This is a genomic window from Rathayibacter sp. AY1H3 (genome assembly GCF_002932015.1).
Window position 1 is genome coordinate 65,306 of the sequence record NZ_PSUU01000003.1, and the last position, 17,238, is coordinate 82,543.

The following is a 17,238-nucleotide window of genomic DNA, read 5'->3' on the forward strand; positions in this document are numbered from 1 at the left end:
TCCACCACCAGGAAGAAGAAGCACCCATGCAGAATCCCCACGTCCGGCGGGCGGGCCTCGGCCTGATCGCCGCCTGCTCGATCACGGTCCTCGCGGCCTGCTCGTCGAGCTCGACCCCGGCCGCCGAGTCCTCCGCGTCCACCGCGCCGGCCACCGAGGCCGCGGCGGCCTCCGGCGCCCGCGTCGCCGTCGCCTACGAGGGCGGCATCCTCGTCCTCGACGGCGAGACCCTCGAGACCGTCGCGGACCTGGACTCCGAGGAGTTCACCCGCCTCAACCCCGCCGGCGACGACCGCCACGTCATGGTCACCATGAGCAAGGGGTTCCAGCTCCTCGACACCGCCGCCGGCACCAGCGGCGAGCCGGAGCTGACGGACATCGTCTTCCCCGCGGACACCCCGGGCCACGTCGTCCGGCACGCCGGGAAGACCGTCCTCTACGCCGACGGCACGAGCGACACGACCGTCCTCGCGACCGCCGACCTGGCGTCCTCGGACGGGATGCCCGAGACCGAGACCATCCCGGGAGTCGAGGCGCACCACGGCGTCTCTATCGTCCTCGAGGACGGCACCTTCCTCACCACGGTCGGTGACGCCGACGGGCGCACCGGCATCGAGGTGCGCGACGCCTCCGGCGCCGTGACGGCCACGAACGACCAGTGCCCCGGTGTCCACGGAGAGGGCACGGCTGAGAACGAGGTCGTCGTCTTCGGCTGCGAGAACGGCGCCCTGGTCTACGACGGCGGCGAGATCACGAAGCTCGAGGCTCCGGACCAGCCGTACGGTCGCATGGGCAACGCCTGGGTCAGCGAGACCAGCCCGATCATCGTCGGCGACTACAAGGACGACCGCGACGCCGAGGGCTACCTCCTGCACCGCGTAGCGCTGATCGACACCGAGGCGAAGACCCTCGACGTCGTCGACCTGCCCGAGGGCGTCGAGTACACCTTCCGCGGCGTCGCCCGCGGCCCCGACGACCTGGCGTACATGATCGCCTCGGACGGCGCGATCCACGTCCTCGACCCCGAGACCGGCGAGCTGACCGCCTCCTACCCCGTCGTCGACGCCTGGGAGAGCCCGGTCGAGTGGCAGGACCCGCACCCCGCGATCACGGTCGCCGGGGACATCGCCTACGTGACCGACCCGGCCGCCGACAGCATCCACGCCGTCGACCTCACCACGGGAGAGGTCGTCGCCACGGGCGAGCTCGACGTCACGCCGAACGAGATCGCCGTCGCCGCGAGCTGACCATCGGCACGGAGGAGGGGCGCGGGGCCGTGGGCTCCGCGCCCCTCCTGTTCACCTCGAGGGGCCAGGATCTCCGCATGACGACCGACTTCGATCTCGACCAGGTGGTGCGCGACGTGACCGCGAACGTGCGCAAGAAGTTCCCCGACCACTCCGAGGAGCAGGTCGCGCCGCTCGTGCGCGAGGAGCTCGCGGACCTGCAGGACCGGCCCGTGCAGGACTACCTGACGGTGCTCACGGAGCGAGCGGTCAAGCGCCGCCTCAAGCGCGAGGCGCGCGGGGAGTAGACCGGGTCAGGCGAGCGCCCGCTCGATCGACGCCCGCAGCGCCGGAGCCGGCCGGAACGCGCCCGCCTCCTCCGCCTCGAGGAGCGCCTGCGCGTCCGCCGGGCTGTGCTCGCGGTACCAGCGGTCGACCGGGACGCCGTGCCCGGGCCGGCTCAGGACCTCGACGGCGTCGCCCGCCTCCACCGATCCGCGGTGCAGCACCCGCAGGTACGCGCCGGTGCGCCCCTCGTCGGCGAAGCGCTTCACCCACTGCGGCTCTCCGAGGGCCCGCTGGAACGTCGCGCACGGCGTCCGCGGCATCGTCACCTCGACCTCGACCGCCTCGCCGATCCGCCAGCGCTCGCCGATCGCGGCTCCGCTCACGTCGAGGCCCGCGATCCGCAGGTTCTCGCCGAACATCCCCGCGGCAACCGGCCGCCCCAGGCGCTCCGCCCACCAGAGCGCGTCCTCGTCGGAGTAGGCGTAGAGCGCCTTGTCGAGGCCGCCGTGGTGCGCGCGATCGGCCTGCACGTCGCCGTAGAGGCCCAGGTCGCGCACTCCGACGGGACCCTCGACCGGCCGCTTGTCGATCGCGGTCACGCCGACCGTGCCGGAGTCGGGCAGGAGGCGGGCGACGCGGCACACGGCGAGCAGGCGGGGCATGCCGCCATGGTGCCAGCACTAGGCTCGCCGCGTGCGCGACGCGACCGCTCCTCCCCGGCTCGACCCCCTCCTCCTCGACGGCCTCGCCGAGGGGTACGCCGGGAACACGGGCGCCCGGGAGCACGCCGAAGGGCTGCGCTTCGCCGGCACCGACCTCACCGGCGCCGATCTCACCGCGGCCTCCTTCAGCGAGTGCGCGCTGGAGGGAGTGGTCCTGGACGGCGCCCTGCTGCGGGCCGCGTCGATCGCGGAGTCGCGGCTCGAGCGGCTGGACGTCCCCGGGCTCTCGGCGCCGCGGAGCCGGCTCCGATCCGTCGAGCTGCTCGCCTCGCGGCTGGGCTCGGCCGAGCTCTACGAGAGCACCTGGGAGCAGGTGCGCGTGGCCGACTGCAAGCTCGGCTACCTGAACCTCCGCGGCGCCGCGGTGCGCGACGTGCTGCTCGAGCGCTGCACGATCGACGAGCTCGACCTGGCGGGTGCGACCGGCACGCGGCTGAGCCTGGTCGACTGCGACGTCCGCTCCCTCGATCTCTCCCGGGCCCGGATCGAGCACCTCGATCTGCGCGGCGCCGAGCTGCACGTGCTCACCGGGCTGGACGGCCTCCGCGGCGCCACCCTCTCCGAGCTGCAGCTCAGCCTCCTGCTGCCGCTCTTCGCGGAGCACTTCGGGGTGCGGGTGGGCTGAGCCGCCGGTCCGCCTAGCGCCGACGGGCGATCAGCCGCGTCAGAGCGCGGCGGCCGAGGAGGAACACGGCCAGCACGACGGCCGTCACGATCACGAAGCTCCACTGCACGCCCTGCCCGGAGGCGATCCGCAGGAGCATCCCGCCCGCGACGGTCACCGCCCAGACGACGAGCCCGGCGGGCACGATCCGGTCCGGGGAGCGCCACGAGCGCGTGACGACCCAGCCGAGCAGGAGCGCCGCCAGGAACGGCCAGAGCGTGGTGAGCAGGCCGATCAGCGCCGACCCCTCGTCGTGGCTCCCGCGGCCGATCAGCACGAAGACCAGGACGAGCACGGCGTCGAGGGCGAAGCCGAGCCCCGCGTGCCGGGTCATGCGGGCTCCGTCACGAAGTCGATGAGCTGCTCGACCCGGCCCAGCAGCGCCGGCTCCAGGTCCTGGAAGGTGCGCACCCGGCCGAGGATGCGCTGCCAGGCGCGCGCGATGTCGGCCTGCTCCTCGTGCGGCCAGCCGAGCGCCTCGCAGATCCCGTGCTTCCACTCGGTTCCGCGAGGGATCTCGGGCCAGCGCTCCAGGCCGATCCGGCCGGGCTTCACGGCCTGCCAGACGTCGATGTAGGGGTGGCCGACGACGAGGACGTGGGCGCCGTGCGGACCGGCGGCGACCTGCTCGGCGATCCGCGACTCCTTCGAGCCGCGCACCAGGTGGTCGACGAGCACGCCGATGCGGCGCCCCGGACCGGGCCGGAACTCGCGCACCAGCTCGTCGAGGTTGTCGACGCCCTCGATGTACTCGACGACGACGCCCTCGACCCGCAGGTCGTGGCCCCAGACCTTCTCGACCAGCTCGGCGTCGTGCCGGCCCTCGACGTAGATGCGGCTGGGCAGGGCGACCCGCGCCTTCGCGTCGGCGACGTGGAAGGAGCCGGAGGCGGAGCGCGCGCGACCGAGGCCGGTGTCGCGCTTCAGCCCGGGCGCCTTGAGCGACACGGGCTTCCCCTCGAGGAGGAACCCGGGCCCCAGCGGGAACACGCGGACCTTGCCGAACCGGTCCTCCAGCCGCACCATCCGCAGCTCCACGCCGAGCACGGCACCCACGAAGCCGGAGGCGATCTCCTCGACCACCAGATCGCGCTCGGCCTCGACCACCGCCACCTCGACCCTGCCGCGGGCGCGCCAGTCGCCGGCGAGCACGTCCTGCCCGTACCTGTCCTCGTCCATCGCACCGAGGGTAGCCGGAGGCGCGCGGGGCGCCGCGCGGACACGGCGCATGCACCTCTGCTTACATGAGCAGATGACCGAGGACCTCGAACCCGCCGCCGAGCTCTTCAAGGTGCTGTCCTCCTCCTCCCGGCTGCGCCTGCTCCGGGCCCTCGCCGAGGAGACGTCGACGGTCGGGCGGCTGGCCGAGGTGACCGGGCTCTCGCAGCCGCTGGTCTCGCAGCACCTGCGGATGCTGCGCACCGCCGGGCTGGTCGCGGTCGAGCGCGTGGGCCGCGAGGCGCACTACTCCGTCGCCGACACCCACGTCACGCACATCGTCGACGACGCTGTCCGGCACGCCCTGGAGGGGTGACCTCCGTCCCTGTCGGGAACGATGATCGCTCTCGATTAGGCGCATCCATTGCAATGCGTTTATGGATCTGGTCGACTGGAGCCCGTCGCGTCCGCGGCCCCCGCATCCGGAAAGGCAGCACCATGAGCACCACCGATCTCCACGCCGAGCACCCCGTCACCGAGCACGAGCACGGCGAGGGCTGCGGCCACCCGGCCGTGCAGCACGAGGACCACGTCGACTACGTCCACGGCACGCACCACCACGCCCTGCACGGCGACCACTACGACGAGCACGAGTCGGAGGCCGAGCACTCGACCGCCGACCACGAGCACGGCGACGCCTGCGGCCACGAGACCGTGCAGCACGACGACCACGTCGACTTCGTCCACGACGGCCACAAGCACGCCGCTCACGCCGGCCACTACGACGAGCACTGAGGCCGTGCGCGACGGGAGGGCTCGCACCCTCCCGTCGGCGCTCAGCCCTGACGGGCCTTGAAGCGCGGGTTCAGTGCGTTGATCACGAAGACGCGGCCGCGGCGGCGGACCACCTGCGAGCCGGGCTGCGCCTTCGCCGACCTGAGGGAGTTGCGGACCTTCACGGATGCTCCTGTCGTTAATGAGAACTGTTATCGATAGAGTAGCGGTCCATGGAGCCCCACCACCCCGCACCCCCCGTCCTCGCCGTCACCCTCGTCAGCGCGACCGACCCCCGGGACGCCGGGCGGACCGCCGCGCTCCTCGCCGGCAGGCCCGAGTCCCGGATCGCCTTCGAGGTCGATCCGCCCGGCGCCGACGTTCCCGCTCTCGCCGAGGAGCTCCACCGGCGCCTCGCGGCCGACGCCGACGACGGCCACGGCGGTCACACGGTCGTCGCCCTCGATGGCCAGGCCGACCCGCTCGAGATCGGACTCGTGCTCGAGCACCTCTGCGCGCAGCGGCATCCCGCCGACACCCGCATCGCGATCCTCGACGTGGTCGCCGTGACGTCGACGGAGGAGATCCTGCGCGTGCTCTGCGGCGGCGCGGGCCCCTCCTTCGACTCGGCGGAGCGCCTCGCCGCCCGCCTGGAGTTCTCGAGCCTCATCGCCCTCGCCGAGCCCCTCTCCGAGAGCGACCCCGAGCGGACCGCACTCGTCCGCGACCTCCTGCGAGCACTCGCCCCCACCGCCGATCTCCTCCCCGCCGGTGAGCTCCCGGCGGCGCCACGGAGGCTCCACCCCCGGCGCGCGCACGCGATCGCCTCCTCGATGGGCTGGCAGTGCGCCCTCAACGGGACCTCGCGGCGCCGCGCCTCGGGCACGACCGTCGAGGAGTTCGTGTTCCGCGATCCGCTGCCCTTCCACCCCGGCCGCCTGAGCGCGGCGGTCCACGGGGAGCTGGTGGCGGAGAAGGTGGGCCGCATCCTCCGCTCCCGCGGCCTGGTGCGCCTGGCGACGCGCGCCGACCGGGTCGGCTCGTGGTCGGTCGCCGGCGACGTGCTGACGCTGGACCCGACCAGCCTGCTCAGCTGGGACGAGGACGCGCCTCTCGGCCAGGAGCTCGCCTTCTTCGGGACGGGCCTGGACACCGGGAGGCTGACCGCCGTCCTGCAGAGCTGCCTGCTCACCCCCGAGGAGCTGCTGGCCGGCCCCGCCGCCTGGGCGGAGTACGCGGACCCCTTCCCGCGCTGGGTGGACGAGCACCGGAACTGAACCGAGCGCCCTCCGTCGCGCGGGACTCGACGAGAGCGACCCGCCAAGGACACCATTAGGCGAATGGTCCTCCGAACGCGCCATCGGACTTCTGGAACCCGCCCGATCATTGATGATCTGCGATAACCCTGCAATTGTGACTGGTGTCAAAGATGACGTTGAGAGAAGGAGATGTTCTTGCCAGGCACCAGAAGATCGGTTCGAGCGCTGCTCATGGGCACCGTACTTGCTTTCACTTCATTGGTCGCGACACCTGCGACGGCCGATCCGGGAGTCGTCACAGCGACCCGAACAGCAGAATCGACAATGCAATCTTTCGGCTTGCTCACGCCTATCGCCGCCTCCAGTGAACGCGCCGCTCGACTAAGCTCCGAATAAGAGCACCTGGAGCCGAGCGGCTCCCTCTCGACGAAGTCCGGCCTCACGGTCGAATACAGGAACCACAGCGTCGGCATCACTCCAGGAACCGCTGTCCGATCGGCGAGCGTCGGGCCTTCAGGCGCGCTCGTCTACAACATGAGCGGCTCCTACGATTACGCGTTCACAGGGGCAGGCCATGTTCTCAATGCGGGCTTTGCTCTCATCAAGGACCAGGCAGCCCCATCTGATTACAGATTCGACGTGACCGTGGATGGAGAACCCGCCATCCTTGAGTTCATCGACCACTCGGTTGCGGTGAAGGATTCACACGGACGGACCGTCAACTTCATAAATCCGGCCTGGGCCTCAGATTCCACCGGCGCTCCTGTCAGGACCAGTTTCTCGATCGACGGCGGCACGCTGGTGCAGAGAGTGCATCACACGGGCGCATCCTATCCCGTGGTCGCCGACCCCAGCCTCGCCTGTGACATCGCATTCTGTACAATCATGCTCAACAGAACCGAGACGAAAACCGCGTCGCAATCTACCGCAGCAGCGGCAGGATTACTGTGCGGATCAATGACGGCCGCATTCGCCCCCCTCGGAGCGGTGTGCGGCGCTTACGGCGCCGTATTCCACGTCGCCGCAGTTCAAGCGAACAACTCTGGCCAGTGCCTCGGCGCACGCTACCTCACTATAGGTGGCTCTCTGCACCCGGTCATCCAGCGCTGTTAGAGCGCGCGAAGAACAGCGAAGGAGATTCAATGGCCTCTGATCACGATCTCAGTCGGGCGATGCGCCGAGAATTGCGCAATCCCATCCTTGGAGGATTGGCGCTTCTGCTGTTCGGCGGTACAGCGGTTCTATTGCTTCTGTTCTGGTTCACCGATGCACGCGCCGTTCTCACGCCCTTCGTCGGGCCTGGAACGGGACTGGTCCTCACTGCTTTTACCGTGGAGGTAGCTCGACGCGCTAGGAGGCGCATGCGCGCGGAGGAGCGGGAGAGCTGACCTCGGAGCCTCGATCGACGGAGATTCTCGTCGCGCCATTGAGCGGCGAAAATCTCCGTCGCCGGTGGAGGACATTCCGTGTCTGACCAGCCCGGCCGGTATACGCCAACCGGAGTCGAACGATCGGACTATCCAATTTGGGATGCAACCGACATCTACGGCAAACGAAGAGTGATCGACGGAGGGGACGCAGCGCGGCCGTCCTCCGTGCGGAGACGACGGGCGACCGCAGCGCCGACGGGCTCCGGGACGCACGGAGCCGACCGTGCGCCGGGAGTGTGACGCGCGGAGGCTCCCTCCGGGCGGCGGGTGGGTAGGCTGACCGGACAGCACGTGCTCCGGGGTCGGTGGGAATTCCGAACCGGCGGTCACAGTCCGCGAGCCGCAGCCCCTCGAGAGGGGCGGCGGTTGACCTGGTGGAACTCCAGGACCGACGGTGAAAGTCCGGAGGAGAGGCAGCACGAGCGTCGCGCGTCACCGCGCGATGCTGAGCGACGGTGCCCGCGCACCCTCGATCGAGACCCCGGAGTTCGGCGACGAACGGAAGAACCGGGAATGACGATCGACTACGAGCACGAGATGCGCCGGGCGCTGGCGCTCGCCGAGCGCGGGCCCGCTCGCGGACCCAACCCGCGCGTGGGCTGCGTGATCCTCGCGCCCGACGGCACCGTCCTCGGCGAGGGCTGGCACCACGGAGCCGGCACCGCGCACGCCGAGGTCGACGCCCTGTCGCACGTCGCGGCGGGCGCCGCCGAGGGCGCGACGGCCGTCGTCTCGCTCGAGCCGTGCGACCACACCGGGCGCACGGGTCCCTGCAGCCTCGCCCTGATCGAGGCGGGCGTCTCCCGCGTCGTCTACGCCGCGCCGGACCCGGGCGAGCGCTCGGCCGGCGGCGGTCGCACCCTCCGCGAGGCCGGCGTCGAGGTGATCGAGGGCGTGCTCGCCGAGGAGGGAGAGCAGTTCCTCCACCCGTGGCTCACCGCGACCCGCCTGCACCGCCCCTTCGTCACGCTCAAGTGGGCCTCGACCCTCGACGGCCGCACCGCGGCGGCGGACGGCAGCAGCCGCTGGATCACCGGAGCGGCGGCCCGGCAGCGCGTGCACGAGCAGCGTGCCGCGCACGACGCGATCCTCGTCGGCACCGGGACCGTCCTCGCCGACGATCCCGCGCTCACCGCCCGCGGCGACGGAGGCGAGCTCCTCGCCCACCAGCCGGTGCCCGTCGTCGTCGGCACGCGCCCCGTGCCGCCGGGCGCCCGCCTGCACGAGCACCCCCGCGCCGTCGTGGTCGAGCGCACCCGCGACCTCGCCGCGGTCCTCGCGCACCTCTACTCCGCCGAGATCCGCAGCGTCTACGTCGAGGCCGGACCGACCCTCGCCTCCGCGCTCGTCGCCGCCGGACTGGTCGACGAGTACCTCGTGTTCCTCGCGCCCGCGCTCCTCGGCGGCCCCCGCCTCGCGCTCGGCGACCTCGGCGTGGAGAGCATCGGCGGGGCCCGGCGCCTCTCCCTCCGCTCGGTCGAGATCCTCGGCGACGACCTCCTCGTGACCGCGCGCCCCGACGTCCTCCCCGCGGGCGGTGCCGGCACCCCGGCCCGCCTCCCCCACGCCCTGCAGATGGAGACCCACTGATGTTCACCGGAATCATCGAGGAGAAGGGCGTCGTGACCGCCGTCGAGGCGGGCGCCGACGCGATCCGCCTCAGCATCCGCGGGCCCCTCGCCGTCGAGGGCGTGCGGCACGGCGACTCGATCGCGGTCTCGGGCGTCTGCCTCACCGTGGTCGAGCACACCGACCAGGGCTTCACCGCCGACGTCATGGCGCAGACCCTGCGGATGTCGACCCTCGACGGCGTGGGCGTCGGCGACCCCGTGAACCTCGAGCGCGCCGCGCTGGTCGGCGACCGGCTCGGCGGCCACATCGTCCAGGGCCACATCGACGGCACGGCGACGCTGCTCGCCATCGCACCGGGCGAGGCGTGGCGGGTGCTGCGGTTCTCGCTGCCGACCGGCATCGCTCCGCTCGTCGTCGACAAGGGCTCGATCGCGGTGGACGGCGTCTCGCTGACCGTCTCGGCGATCAGCCCCGCCGCCGAGCCGGAGCAGTGGTTCGAGGTCTCGCTGATCCCCGAGACGCTCGCCGTCACCACGCTGGGCGCGCGCGCGATCGGCGATCAGGTCAACATCGAGACCGACGTCCTGGCCCGCCACGTCGAGCGGATGCTCGCGCTGCGCTCGATCGCGGAGGCCCGCTCATGAGCCTCGCCACCATCCCCGAGGCCGTCGAGGCGCTGCGCGCCGGGCGCCCGATCATCGTCGCGGACGACGAGGGCCGCGAGAACGAGGGCGATGTCATCGTCTCGGCCCAGCTCGCCAGCCAGGAGACGATCGCCTGGATGGTCCGCCACTCCTCCGGGTTCATCTGCGCGCCGATGACCAACGAGATCGCCGACCGCCTCGCCCTGCCGCTGATGGTGGTCGAGAACGAGGACCCGCGCGGCACCGCCTACACGCTGTCCGTCGACGCGGCCGACCGGCTCTCCACCGGCATCAGCGCCTCCGACCGCGCGCACACCCTCCGCGTGCTGGCCGACCCCGAGGCGACCCCGTCCCGCCTGAACCGCCCCGGCCACATCCTGCCGCTGCGCGCCGTCGACGGCGGCGTGCGCGAGCGCGACGGGCACACGGAGGCGGCGGTCGACCTGATGAAGCTCGCCGGCCTGTACCCCGTGGGCGCGATCTCCGAGATCGTCGCCGAGGACGGCGAGATGATGCGGCTGCCCGGGCTGATCGCTCTCGGCGAGCGCGAGGGCGTGCCGGTGACCACGGTCGCGGCCCTCATCGCGTACCTGCAGGAGTTCCACTGCGACGCGGAGGTGCCCGTCACGGTCGCGGTCCCGGAGAGCGCGCGGGTGAGCTTCGAGGTCGAGACCACGGTGCCGACCACCCACGGCCCGTTCCGGATCCGCGCCTACCGCGACCGGCAGACCGGAGCGGATCACGTCGCGATCCTCGCGGGAGAGGTCGCCGCGGGGCGGCCCGTCCTGGTGCGCGTGCACTCCGAGTGCCTGACCGGCGAGGCGTTCGGCTCGCTGAAGTGCGAGTGCGGGCCCCAGCTCGACGCCGCCCTCGACACGATCCAGCGGGACGGCGGCGTCGTCGTCTACCTCCGCGGTCACGAGGGCCGGGGCATCGGCCTGATCAACAAGCTGCGCGCCTACCGCCTGCAGGAGGACGGCCTCGACACCCTCGACGCGAACCTCGCCCTCGGGCTCCCCGCCGACGCGCGGGACTACGGAGCGGCGGTCGGGATCCTCGAGGACCTCGGCCTCACCGAGGTGCGCCTGCTCACCAACAACCCCGAGAAGGTCCGCCAGCTCACCGACCGCGGCATCGTCGTCGCCGAGCGCGTGCCGCTCGTCGTCGGGGTCGGCGCCTTCAACGAGGGCTACCTCGAGACCAAGCGCGACCGCATGGGCCACACCCTCGACAGCGTCCTCGACCACGACCCCCTCGACGCCGGGATCTCCGGCCTCGCCCTCGACGCCGGGATCGCCGGCGCCACCACGAAGGAGTAGCAATGGCCGGTAGCGGCGCCCCCACCACCTCCCCTCTCGACGGCGCGGGACTGCGCGTCGTCGTCATCGCGGGGACCTGGCACGAGCAGATCAGCGACGGTCTGATCGCCGGAGCGGGCCGAGCCCTCGACGAGGCCGGAGCGTCCTGGTCGCTCGTGCGCGTGCCCGGCTCGTTCGAGCTGCCCGTCGCCTCGAAGGCGGCCCTGGAGGCGGGGGCCGACGCGGTCGTCGCCCTCGGCGTGATCATCCGCGGCGGCACCCCGCACTTCGAGTACGTCTCGGACGCCGCCACCTCCGGGCTCACCACCGTCTCGATCCTGACGGGCAAGCCGGTCGGCTTCGGCGTGCTCACCCTCGACACCGAGCAGCAGGGCATCGATCGCGCGGGCCTTCCCGGCTCGAAGGAGGACAAGGGGCGCGAGGCGGCCGAGGCGGCGGTCTCGACCGCTCTGCTCCTCCGCTCGCTGCGCAGCTGAACCACTGCGGGCGGCCCCCGTCCTGGGGCCGCCCGCACACGAACCTGGGAGAACACGGAGTAAAGTGGTCGGGTCGTCACGAGCGACCCCTCTCTCCTCCCCCTCGCCCCAGCGGTCCGCGACGCCCGATCGACGCCCCGCCCCGCCGGCTCAGGGGGAGTCGCCGTCCACACGGAGCCCCTCCCTCATGTCCTCTCCCGCCGTCTCCGACGCGCCAGCAGCCGCCCCGCAGAACTCCCGCGGCCGCGTCATCCTCGCCAGCCTCATCGGCACCTCGATCGAGTTCTACGACTTCTACGCCTACGCGACCGCCGCCGTCCTGGTTTTCCCGTCGCTCTTCTTCGTCAACGAGGACCCGGCCACGGCCCTCCTCGCCTCCTTCGCCGTCTTCGGCGTCGCGTTCATCGCGCGCCCGATCGGGTCGATCATCTTCGGCCACTTCGGCGACCGCGTCGGCCGCAAGGGCACCCTCGTCGCCTCACTGCTCACCATGGGCGTCGCGACCTTCCTGATCGGCTGCCTGCCCACCGCGCTCACGCCCGGCTGGGAGTTCCTCGCTCCGTTCCTGCTCGTGGTGATGCGCTTCTGCCAGGGCCTCGGCCTCGGCGGCGAGTGGTCCGGAGCCGCGCTGCTCGCGACCGAGAACGCACCGGCCGGCAAGCGCGCCATCTACGGCACCTTCCCGCAGCTGGGCGCACCGATCGGCTTCATCGTCGCCAACGTCCTGTTCCTGGTGCTCGCGAGCACGATGAGCGACGAGACGTTCGCGGCCTGGGGCTGGCGCGTGCCGTTCCTGGCGAGCGCCGTGCTCGTGATCATCGGGCTCTACGTGCGGTTCAAGCTCGTCGAGACGCCCGCGTTCCAGAAGGTCGTCGAGAAGGGCGAGGTCGCCAAGCTGCCCCTCGCCCGCGTCTTCGTCACCAGCTGGCGCCCGCTCATCCTGGGCACCTTCATCATGCTGGCGACCTACGTGCTCTTCTACCTGATGACCACGTTCACGCTGACCTACGGCACCTCACCCGTCGACGGCGCGGTTCCGGGCCTCGGCTACACGCGCAACGACTTCCTCGTCATGCTGATCGTCGGCGTGGTGTTCTTCGGGATCTTCACGCTCGTCTCCGGCCCGCTCGCGGAGCGCTTCGGCCGCCGGCGGACGCTGCTCGTGGTGACCGCGGCGATCCTCGTGTTCGGCCTGCTCTTCGTGCCCCTGTTCAGCGCCGGCTTCGCGGGCGTCATGGCCGTCCTGATCCTCGGCTTCACGCTGATGGGCCTGACCTTCGGCCCGATGGGCGCCGTCCTCCCCGAGCTGTTCCCGACCAACGTCCGCTACACCGGCTCGGCGATGGCGTACAACCTCGCATCGATCCTCGGAGCGGCCCTCGCGCCGATCATCGCGGTCGCGCTGTGGAGGGCGGCGGGCGGCAGCACCGTGCTGGTCGGCCTCTACCTCAGCGCCGCGGCCGTGCTGACGCTGATCGCGCTCCTGCTCTCCAAGGAGACGAAGAACGCGTCGTACCACGACAACGTCTCGTAGGACTCCCTGCAGAGGACGGCCCGACGGGATCCCCCGGCGGGCCGTCCGCGTCTCCGCTCCCTCCCTGAGCACCGGGCCCGCCCTCTGGCGGCCTGCTCGCAGCGACGACGGGGCAGAATGGACGGCGATGAGCACCACCACCTCCCGGCGCGGCGGACGACGACCCTCCCGCGACGACGGACCCCGCGCCTCCTTCTCGCAGCTCGTGCCCTACCTGCTCGAGCACCGCGGCATCCTCTCGGTCGTCGTGGTCCTCAGCCTGTTCGGAGCGGCGGCGAGCCTCGGCCAGCCCCTGCTCGTCGGCCAGGTCATCACCCGGGTCCAGTCCGGTCTCGATCTCGGCCCGCTGGTGTGGGCCCTCGTCGGCCTGGTCGTGGCCTCCGGGCTCATCTCGGGCTTCGCGCACTACCTGCTCCAGCGCACCGGCGAGGGGATCGTGCTCTCGAGCCGCCGCCGCCTCGTCGCACGGCTGCTGCGCCTCCCCATCCGGGAGTTCGACGCGCGCCGCACCGGCGACCTCGTCTCGCGCGTCGGCTCCGACTCCACGCTCCTGCGCGCGGTGCTGACCCAGGGGCTCGTCGACTCGATCGCGGGCTCCCTCGTCTTCGTCGGCGCGATCATCGCGATGGCCGTCATCGACTGGGTGCTGCTGCTGATCATCGTGGCGGTGGTGGCGGTGGCCCTCGGGCTCGCGCTGACCCTCGGCCGCGGCATCCGCACCGCCAGCCGCAAGGCGCAGGAGAAGGTCGGCGATCTGGCCGCGGCCGTCGAGCGCGCCATCAGCGCCGTCCGGACGATCCGTGCCGCCGGAGCCACCGATCGCGAGATCGCGGTCGTCGACCAGCACGCGACGGAGGCGTACCGCCTCGGGATCCGCGTCGCGCACGTCTCGGCCCTCGTGGTGCCGGTGGCGGGGATCGCCATGCAGGTCGCCTTCCTCGCCGTCCTCGGCGTCGGCGGTTTCCGCGTCGCGTCCGGCGCGATCGACATCGCCCAGCTGGTCTCGTTCATCCTCTTCCTCTTCATGATGGTGATGCCGCTCGGCAACTTCATCGGCGCCATCACCTCGGTGAACTCGGCGCTGGGCGCCCTCGGCCGCATCCAGGAGATCATCGATCTGCCGATCGAGGGCGACGGCGACGCCTCCGCGGGCGGCCTCGGCGCCGGCGTGGCGGAGGAGGCCATCTCCTTCGAGGACGTGGTGTTCTCCTACGAGGAGGGCGCCGTGCCCGACGCGGCGGCCGTAGCGGACGAGCGCGACCGCACCGTCCTGCGCGGCGTCTCCTTCACCGTGCCGCGCGGCAAGCGCACCGCCCTGGTCGGACCGTCGGGAGCGGGCAAGAGCACGATCCTCGCCCTCATCGAGCGGTTCTACGACCCGGAGGCCGGCGTCGTCCGACTCGGCGGTGTCGACATCACGGCCATCGACCGCGACGCGCTCCGCGCGCAGATCGGCTACGTCGAGCAGGACGCCCCCGTCCTGGCCGGCACCATCCGCGAGAACCTCGTCCTCGGCCGCCCCGACGCCGACGACGCCGACTGCCTCCGGGTGCTCGAGGCGGTGAACCTGACCGACGTGCTCGAGCGCAACCCGCTCGGCCTGCACGCGCCGGTGGGCGAGAGCGGAGTGATGCTCTCGGGCGGTGAGCGTCAGCGCCTCGCGATCGGCCGCGCGCTCCTGGCGGCCCCGCCGATCCTGCTACTGGACGAGTCCACGTCGAGCCTCGACGGACTCAACGAGCAGCGCCTGCGCCTGGCGATCGACGCGGTCGCCGAGAACCGGACCCTGCTGGTGATCGCGCACCGCCTGTCGACGGTGGTCGATTCCGACCGCATCGTCGTGCTGCAGAAGGGCGAGGTCGTGGGAGTCGGCACCCACTCCGAGCTCGTCGAGTCGACGCCGCTCTACCGGGACCTCGCCAAGCACCAGCTGCTCGTCTGACGGACGCCGCAGCGGCGTCTCGCGACCGCCGCCGCCTCATGCCGGTCGACCAGCCGCGCAGCGGCGTGTCGAGACGCCCGCACGTCTCGACCGGCAGCCTGCGCCTGCTCGTCCCTCAGCGCGGCGGCAGCCGCAGAGCCCCGTCGAGCCGGATGGTCTCGCCGTTGATCATGGGGTTCTCGACGATGTGCCGCACCAGGGCCGCGAACTCCTCGGGGCGTCCGAGGCGAGCCGGATGCGGCGTCGCCGAGCCGAGCGCCTCGCGGGCCCTGTCCGGCAGCCCGGCGAGCAGGGGCGTGTCGAACGTGCCCGGTGCGATCGACACCACGCGCACGAGCCGGGCCGCGAGCTCGCGCGCGAGCGGCAGGGTCATCGCCGCCACGGCTCCCTTCGACGCGGCGTAGGCCGCCTGTCCGATCTGCCCCTCGAAGGCGGCGACGGAGGCGGTCGTGACCAGGACTCCCCGCTCCCCGTCGATCGGCTCCCGCTCGGCGATCGACGCCGCGGCGAGGCGCAGCACGTTGAGCGTCCCGGTCGTGTTGATCCGCAGCACCTGCTCGAACTGCTCGAGCGGCAGCGGCCCGTCGCGTCCGAGCAGCCGCCCGGGTGTGGCCACGCCCGCACAGCTCACGGCGACGCGCAGCTCCCCCGCCGCCTCCACGGCGCGCGAGACGGCGTCCGGATCGAGGACGTCCCCGGCGATCAGCTGCACGGAGGCGGGCAGACGCGCGGCCTCCACCGCGTGCGGCAGGTCGAGCACGACCACGTGCGCTCCTGCGGCGTCGAGCGCCGTCGCCGTCGCGGCTCCCAGTCCGGATGCTCCCCCCGCGATCAGCGCGGACGTCCCCTCGAGTCGCACGGTCAGCCCGCCGGAGCGGGGGTGGAGTCGGCGTCGGGCTCGTCGGTCGGCTCGCTGCCGGGCTCCCCCGTCGGATCACTGCTCGGCTCTCCGGACGCGAGCGCCTGCGCCGAGCAGTCGGTCAGGGTGGCGTCGTAGGCGTCACGGGCGCGCTGCGCCGCCAGGCGGACCTCCTCCTCCGCGAGCGGGCTCGCGAGCGGCGGCCGGTCGCTCAGGCCGTAGCGGGCGAGGCAGTCGCTGATCAGGCGGGTCATGCGCGCGCCGCTCTCGGGATCGGCTGTGCCGGTGGGCGCCGGGGCGGCGGTCGCGACGGAGCCCGAGTCGCGCACGGACCCGTCCGGCACCTCCGCGGCGGGACCGGAGCAGGCGGTGAGGCTCAGTGCGAGCGCGACTCCGACGAGCAGCGCGACGGGCGGGCGGAGCGTCGTGCGCAGGAGCATGGACGACCTCGTTCGTGACGGCTGCGGGCAGGAGTGCGGCCACGGTAGCGCAGTCGATGCTTCCGGCGAGCGCTGGGCGCGCTCTCACGCCCCAGTGGCACCCCCAACGGGGCACAGGCGCGCCTCTCAGGAGGGCTCGGCGAGCGCCCACATCGCGACCGCCGACGCCGCAGCGACGTTGAGCGAGTCGATCCCGTGCCGCATCGGGATCTGGACGGCGACATCGGCGGCGGCGAGCGCGTCGGCGGTGAGACCCTGCCCCTCGGTGCCGAGCACGAGGGCGACGCGCTCCGGAGCGCGGGCGGCGAAGTCCCGCAGGGGCACCGCCTCCGGGGTCAGAGCCATCGCCGCGATCGTGAAGCCCGCTCCGTGCAGGAGCCGCTGCGTCGACGGCCAGTCGCCGACGCGTGTCCAGGGCACCTGGAGGACCGTTCCCATGCTCACGCGGATGGCGCGGCGGTAGTACGGATCGGAGCAGCGCGGCGTCACCAGCACCGCATCGGCTCCGATGGCCCCGACGGAGCGGAAGATCGCGCCGACGTTCGTCGGGTCGACCACGTCCTCGAGCACGACGACGCGGCGCGCTCCCGCGAGCAGGTCGGACGGGTCGGGCAGCACGGGCCGGTCCATCGCCGCGATCAGGCCGCGGTGCAGGGTGTACCCGGTGAGCTCGGCCAGGAGCTCACCCGGGCCCGTGAAGACGGGGACGTCGAAGCAGCCGACCAGGCGCTCGGCCTCGCCTGCCGATCCGCCGAGGGCGAGCACCGAGCGCGGCCGGTGCCCGGCGGCGAGCGCACGCTCGAGCACGAGCGCCGACTCCGCGATGTACAGGCCGTGCGGGCCGCGGGCGTTCTTCAGCGCGACGTCCGTGGCGTGCGCGTAGTCGCGCAGCCTCGGGTCGTCGAGCGCGGTGACCTCGATCCGCTCCACC

Annotated in this window: 21 protein-coding genes and 1 riboswitch; of the genes, 14 read left to right on the plus strand and 7 right to left on the minus strand. The window is 72.3% G+C overall.

Going from position 1 to position 17,238, the window contains the following annotated elements; genetic code table 11:
- Positions 1-26 precede the first annotated feature (26 nt).
- The gene (gene aztD, locus C5C33_RS02620; protein ID WP_104260338.1) at positions 27-1,247 is read left to right on the plus strand and encodes a zinc metallochaperone AztD; all 1,221 of its coding nucleotides are present in this window, start codon (positions 27-29) and stop codon (positions 1,245-1,247) included.
- Between the two features lie 77 nt (positions 1,248-1,324).
- A complete protein-coding gene (locus tag C5C33_RS02625) occupies positions 1,325-1,534 on the plus strand; it encodes a three-helix bundle dimerization domain-containing protein (protein WP_104262881.1) in 210 nt (69 codons plus the stop codon).
- Positions 1,535-1,540: 6 nt separating this feature from the next.
- On the opposite strand, the gene C5C33_RS02630 is transcribed toward C5C33_RS02625, so the two are convergent.
- A complete protein-coding gene (locus tag C5C33_RS02630) occupies positions 1,541-2,176 on the minus strand; it encodes an MOSC domain-containing protein (protein ID WP_104260339.1) in 636 nt (211 codons plus the stop codon).
- Positions 2,177-2,207: 31 nt separating this feature from the next.
- Between C5C33_RS02630 and C5C33_RS02635 the strand changes: the two genes are divergently transcribed.
- On the plus strand, positions 2,208-2,861 hold the full coding sequence (locus tag C5C33_RS02635) for a pentapeptide repeat-containing protein (RefSeq protein ID WP_104260340.1): 654 nt from the start codon (positions 2,208-2,210) through the stop codon (positions 2,859-2,861).
- A gap of 13 nt (positions 2,862-2,874) precedes the next feature.
- Here the strand turns inward: C5C33_RS02635 and C5C33_RS02640 are convergent, their stop codons facing one another.
- Together C5C33_RS02640 and C5C33_RS02645 are read right to left on the minus strand one after the other, a co-directional pair.
- Positions 2,875-3,234: a DUF3054 domain-containing protein gene (locus tag C5C33_RS02640; protein WP_104250613.1), complete on the minus strand. Its 360-nt coding sequence runs from the start codon at positions 3,232-3,234 to the stop codon at positions 2,875-2,877.
- Complete coding sequence (locus tag C5C33_RS02645; protein WP_104260341.1) at positions 3,231-4,079, minus strand: DUF3097 domain-containing protein; 849 nt, start codon at positions 4,077-4,079, stop codon at positions 3,231-3,233. Before C5C33_RS02645 ends, C5C33_RS02640 begins: the two co-directional genes overlap by 4 nt.
- Before the next feature lie 73 nt (positions 4,080-4,152).
- On the opposite strand from C5C33_RS02645, the gene C5C33_RS02650 reads away from it, so the two are divergent.
- Positions 4,153-4,434 carry a helix-turn-helix transcriptional regulator gene (locus C5C33_RS02650; protein WP_104222235.1) on the plus strand — a complete coding sequence of 94 codons (282 nt, stop codon included), beginning with the start codon at positions 4,153-4,155 and terminating at the stop codon, positions 4,432-4,434.
- 122 nt (positions 4,435-4,556) lie between these two features.
- Positions 4,557-4,853, plus strand: a complete 297-nt coding sequence (locus tag C5C33_RS18890; RefSeq protein ID WP_104222233.1) for a hypothetical protein — start codon at positions 4,557-4,559, stop codon at positions 4,851-4,853.
- 41 nt (positions 4,854-4,894) lie between these two features.
- On the opposite strand, the gene ykgO is transcribed toward C5C33_RS18890, so the two are convergent.
- Positions 4,895-5,017 (minus strand): type B 50S ribosomal protein L36, encoded by a 123-nt coding sequence (gene ykgO, locus C5C33_RS02660; RefSeq protein WP_104260342.1) that lies wholly within the window; start codon positions 5,015-5,017, stop codon positions 4,895-4,897.
- Between the two features lie 48 nt (positions 5,018-5,065).
- Here ykgO and C5C33_RS02665 point away from each other — a divergent pair, with 48 nt between their 5' ends.
- The 9 genes from C5C33_RS02665 to C5C33_RS02695 all read left to right on the plus strand — a co-directional run bounded on the left by C5C33_RS02665 (position 5,066) and on the right by C5C33_RS02695 (position 15,008).
- A complete protein-coding gene (locus C5C33_RS02665; RefSeq protein WP_104260343.1) occupies positions 5,066-6,109 on the plus strand; it encodes a GTP-binding protein in 1,044 nt (347 codons plus the stop codon).
- A gap of 516 nt (positions 6,110-6,625) precedes the next feature.
- Positions 6,626-7,204: a hypothetical protein gene (locus C5C33_RS18155; protein ID WP_146085740.1), complete on the plus strand. Its 579-nt coding sequence runs from the start codon at positions 6,626-6,628 to the stop codon at positions 7,202-7,204.
- Between the two features lie 29 nt (positions 7,205-7,233).
- Positions 7,234-7,479, plus strand: coding sequence for a hypothetical protein (locus C5C33_RS18160; RefSeq protein WP_146078468.1), 246 nt, complete (start codon positions 7,234-7,236; stop codon positions 7,477-7,479).
- Positions 7,480-7,810: 331 nt separating this feature from the next.
- Positions 7,811-7,943: riboswitch (FMN riboswitch) on the plus strand.
- Between the two features lie 91 nt (positions 7,944-8,034).
- Positions 8,035-9,111, plus strand: coding sequence for a bifunctional diaminohydroxyphosphoribosylaminopyrimidine deaminase/5-amino-6-(5-phosphoribosylamino)uracil reductase RibD (gene ribD, locus C5C33_RS02670; protein ID WP_258069164.1), 1,077 nt, complete (start codon positions 8,035-8,037; stop codon positions 9,109-9,111).
- Positions 9,111-9,737, plus strand: a complete 627-nt coding sequence (locus tag C5C33_RS02675) for a riboflavin synthase (protein ID WP_104260344.1) — start codon at positions 9,111-9,113, stop codon at positions 9,735-9,737. The genes ribD and C5C33_RS02675 overlap by 1 nt, the downstream gene beginning before the upstream one ends.
- Positions 9,734-11,056, plus strand: coding sequence for a GTP cyclohydrolase II (gene ribA / locus C5C33_RS02680; protein WP_104260345.1), 1,323 nt, complete (start codon positions 9,734-9,736; stop codon positions 11,054-11,056). The genes C5C33_RS02675 and ribA overlap by 4 nt, the downstream gene beginning before the upstream one ends.
- A 2-nt stretch (positions 11,057-11,058) precedes the next feature.
- The gene (gene ribH, locus C5C33_RS02685) at positions 11,059-11,532 is read left to right on the plus strand and encodes a 6,7-dimethyl-8-ribityllumazine synthase (RefSeq protein WP_104222223.1); all 474 of its coding nucleotides are present in this window, start codon (positions 11,059-11,061) and stop codon (positions 11,530-11,532) included.
- Between the two features lie 187 nt (positions 11,533-11,719).
- On the plus strand, positions 11,720-13,066 hold the full coding sequence (locus tag C5C33_RS02690) for an MFS transporter (RefSeq protein ID WP_104222221.1): 1,347 nt from the start codon (positions 11,720-11,722) through the stop codon (positions 13,064-13,066).
- A gap of 127 nt (positions 13,067-13,193) precedes the next feature.
- Positions 13,194-15,008 carry an ABC transporter ATP-binding protein gene (locus C5C33_RS02695; RefSeq protein ID WP_104260346.1) on the plus strand — a complete coding sequence of 605 codons (1,815 nt, stop codon included), beginning with the start codon at positions 13,194-13,196 and terminating at the stop codon, positions 15,006-15,008.
- 115 nt (positions 15,009-15,123) lie between these two features.
- Here C5C33_RS02695 and C5C33_RS02700 read toward each other — a convergent pair whose 3' ends face one another.
- The 3 genes from C5C33_RS02700 to C5C33_RS02710 form a co-directional block, all read right to left on the minus strand.
- Complete coding sequence (locus C5C33_RS02700; RefSeq protein WP_104260347.1) at positions 15,124-15,867, minus strand: SDR family NAD(P)-dependent oxidoreductase; 744 nt, start codon at positions 15,865-15,867, stop codon at positions 15,124-15,126.
- A gap of 2 nt (positions 15,868-15,869) precedes the next feature.
- A complete protein-coding gene (locus C5C33_RS02705) occupies positions 15,870-16,307 on the minus strand; it encodes a hypothetical protein (protein WP_104233723.1) in 438 nt (145 codons plus the stop codon).
- 126 nt (positions 16,308-16,433) lie between these two features.
- Positions 16,434-17,237: an RNA methyltransferase gene (locus tag C5C33_RS02710; protein ID WP_104260348.1), complete on the minus strand. Its 804-nt coding sequence runs from the start codon at positions 17,235-17,237 to the stop codon at positions 16,434-16,436.
- Position 17,238 lies beyond the last annotated feature (1 nt).